This window comes from Mycobacterium sp., from assembly GCF_049281135.1.
Classification (GTDB): Bacteria; Actinomycetota; Actinomycetes; order Mycobacteriales; family Mycobacteriaceae; genus Mycobacterium.
In genome coordinates, this window is sequence record NZ_JBAPRN010000351.1 from 1 (window position 1) to 2,318 (window position 2,318).

The window sequence follows — 2,318 nt, forward strand, 5'->3', positions numbered from 1 at the left end:
TTCTGGTCCTGAGCGTTGGCCTTCTCGGGCCAGTTGAGGGTGATCTTCGCGATCGGTCCCTCTTTTTGGTAGATGATTCTCTCGCGGGTTTCGTTGAGGTCCATACGTTTTTACCTTTCCCTATGAAGTGATGACGCCGATTTCTGCGCCGATGTCGTAAGTAGTCCCGATCTGGCCCGTCCATTGCACGGTGCCCGAGGTCCCAGCCTCGATTTCCTGCTCCACCTTCTCGGTTGCGATCACGTAGATCGGCGTGCCCTCGTCCACATGCTGTCCGGCTTCGACGAGCAGATCGGTGAGCTCTGCCTCAGAGACGGCGACCGATACCCGGGGAATGCGGATGATGAAGTCAGCCATGGGCTCCCGCCCGGTCCAGGGTCCGCTGAGCGGCGGCGACGATCCGTTCCGGCGACGGATACACAGTTGCCTCCAGCGCGGGCGCGGCGGGGTTGGGGATGAACCTGGCCGCGACCCGCTCGACGGGCGCGACCAGCTCGCCGAACAGCTCGGACTGCAGGATCGCGGCGATCTCCGCTCCGGGGCCGCCGAATTGCACTGCGTCGTGGATGATTACGGCCCGGCGAGTTCGGCGCACGGATTCGACGATCGTCTCGACGTCGAGCGGTACCAGGGTCCGCAGGTCGACGACCTCCGCGCTGACGCTCTGGCCGGCGAGGGTTTCCGCCGCTGCCAGCGCGTCGTGCACGGGCCGGCCGTAGCTGATCAGGCTCACGTCGGTGCCGGACCGCTTGATGTCGGCCTGGCCCAGCGGAATCCTGAAGCCCGGGTCGACGGGAACCAGCCCCTTCTTGCCTTGCAGCCGAATCGTTTCGACGAACAAGCACGGGTCCTCGTCGAAGATCGCCGACGCGAGTAGGCCTTTGCCGTCTCGCGGGGTGGAGGGCACGATCACCTTCATCCCGGGGATGTGCATGAACCACGCCTCCAGGCTCTGCGAATGAGTTGCGCCAGTGGCCAACCCCGCATAGACCTGGGTGCGGATGGTGATCGGCGCCGTGGTGCGCCCAGCGGTCATGAATCGCAATTTGGCGGCGTTGTTGATCAGCTGGTCTGCCGCGATACCGATGAAGTCCATGATCATGATCTCGGCTACCGGCAACATTCCGTCGATGGCCGCACCGATCGCGGCGCCGACGATCGCCGCTTCCGATATCGGGGTGTCCAGGACACGGTCGTGGCCGTACTTCGTCGACAGGCCCGCCGTGGGGCCCGAGGCGCCAGGGTCAGCGATGTCCTCACCGAGCAGGAACACGCGGTCGTCGGCCTGCAGCGCCTGATCCAACGCGAGGTTCAGCGCCTCGCGCATCGTCATCTCTTTGTCGTCCATACCATTACACCGGGAACTTGATGGGGGTTGCGTACACGTCGCGGTCGAGTTCGTCGACCATCGGGGAATCGGCGCTCATCACGGTGTGCAGCGCCGCCTCCACGGTCGCGAGCGCATCGTCATCGATGCCATCCAACTCGGCTTCACCGCAGATGCCCGCTTCGGCGAGCTGCGCGCGGAACTTCGGCACCGGGTCGGCATCCATCGCCGCGGCCAGTTGTTCCTTGGGGATGTACGGCATCCGGTCGCCGAAGTAGTGGCCCCGGAAACGGAAGGTCACGCACTCGATGAAGGTGGGGCCGCCACCGGAGCGTGCGCGCCGCAGCGCCTCGTCGAGAACCGATTTCACCGCCAGCGGGTCGTTACCGTCGACGCGCACGCCCGGCATGCCGTAGCCGGCCGCGCGTTCGGCGACGTGCTCGAGCTTCATGGTGTCGCTGGTGGGCGTCATCTCGGCGTAAAGATTGTTCTGGCACACGAAGACCATCGGCAGATCCCACAGCGCGGCCATGTTGGCCGCCTCGTGAAACGAGCCGGTGTTGGTCGCACCGTCGCCGAAGCTGACCACGGTGACGCGATCAAGGCCTTTGCGTTTGGCCGACATCGCCAAGCCCACCGCTACCGGCGGTCCGGCGCCAACGATGCCGGTCGACAGCATCACCCCGTTCTCGGGTTTTGCGATGTGCATGGTGCCGCCCTTACCACGGCCGGCGCCCGTCGTGCGCCCCATCATCTCGCCGTAAATCTCTTCGAGCGGTACGCCTTTGCCGATCAGATCGTGCAGCCCGCGATAGGTGGTCACCAGTTGGTCGTCGGCTCGCAGCGAGATACCCATCGCGGCGGCGATCGCCTCCTGGCCGCGCGACGGCCAGTACACGCACATGAATTCTCCGGTGCCGATCCCTTTGGAGAGCCGGTCGTCGGCAGCCTTCATCAGCACCATCAAGGCATAGAGGCGCTTGTGCACTTC

At 65.0% G+C, this 2,318-nt stretch carries 3 protein-coding genes and 1 pseudogene; all 4 read right to left on the reverse strand.

The window, feature by feature from the left end; genetic code table 11:
* Window positions 1-104 (reverse strand): annotated as a pseudogene (locus WAN02_RS14130) (enoyl-CoA hydratase); the annotation flags it as partial.
* 16 nt (window positions 105-120) lie between these two features.
* Entirely contained in the window at window positions 121-357 is a 237-nt protein-coding gene (locus WAN02_RS14135) for a biotin/lipoyl-containing protein (RefSeq protein WP_422264825.1), read from the reverse strand.
* Entirely contained in the window at window positions 350-1,348 is a 999-nt protein-coding gene (locus tag WAN02_RS14140) for an alpha-ketoacid dehydrogenase subunit beta (RefSeq protein WP_422264826.1), read from the reverse strand. The genes WAN02_RS14135 and WAN02_RS14140 overlap by 8 nt, the downstream gene beginning before the upstream one ends.
* Before the next feature lie 4 nt (window positions 1,349-1,352).
* Window positions 1,353-2,318 (reverse strand): thiamine pyrophosphate-dependent dehydrogenase E1 component subunit alpha (locus tag WAN02_RS14145; RefSeq protein ID WP_422264827.1); only part of this gene is annotated, 966 nt, incomplete at its 5' end.